At 40.0% G+C, this 592-nt stretch carries 2 protein-coding genes; one reads left to right on the forward strand and one right to left on the reverse strand.

All coding sequences use genetic code 11. From position 1 onward, the window contains the following. On the forward strand, positions 1 to 311 hold a 311-nt coding region (locus ACFIML_RS09310), incomplete at its 5' end, for a hypothetical protein (RefSeq protein ID WP_375688050.1). 99 nt (positions 312 to 410) lie between these two features. On the opposite strand, the gene ACFIML_RS09315 is transcribed toward ACFIML_RS09310, so the two are convergent. Continuing rightward, positions 411 to 592: helix-turn-helix transcriptional regulator (locus tag ACFIML_RS09315; protein WP_375688052.1), on the reverse strand; the 182-nt coding region annotated here is incomplete at its 5' end.

Genomic DNA, 592 nt, shown 5'->3' on the forward strand with positions numbered 1-592 from the left:
CTGGATGTGTTAACTCAATTCCCTCACTTTCTCCAGCATTATGGAGAAATAAAATACTTTTAGAATGTGGAGTACCGGACCTTAATAAGGTTGTGGCGCTAGATTTGAATCAATTTGCCAGTATTGAAATGTGTATGGCGCAATCAGGTTTTCGTCCTAGCTTTACAATACAAGATTGGTGTGAAAATCATAAATCGGATAATCTTCCCATATGTCGTCCTGGTGCTGTCATGCCTCAGCGAAGTGTTGAGAGACGCTTAAATAGCCCTTATTGTAAAAAGCATTCAGAACAACTTGAATGCAAACCTTAGGTCTTGCTTCAGCAGAGAAAGCTTTGAATTTACACCAAATAAAGCTCCAGGTTGATGAGCTTGAGAAAGCCTTGTCCGTCCTTACGTGACAAGGTTTTTTTATGCCGCGTCGTTATAACGTTGCTGTTTTGCTTGCTCGATGACATTCAAAAGATCCGATTGTAACCAACGGGATAAAAAACCAAATTTTAAAGGTTTTGGGAGAGAGCCATTGGTAACATGACGGCGGAAAGTTGAGACACTCATATGAAGCAATTTTGCACTTTCACGGTCTGTTAAAA

The organism is Bartonella sp. AC62GZZY (genome assembly GCF_042196525.1).
Lineage (GTDB): Bacteria > Pseudomonadota > Alphaproteobacteria > Rhizobiales > Rhizobiaceae > Bartonella.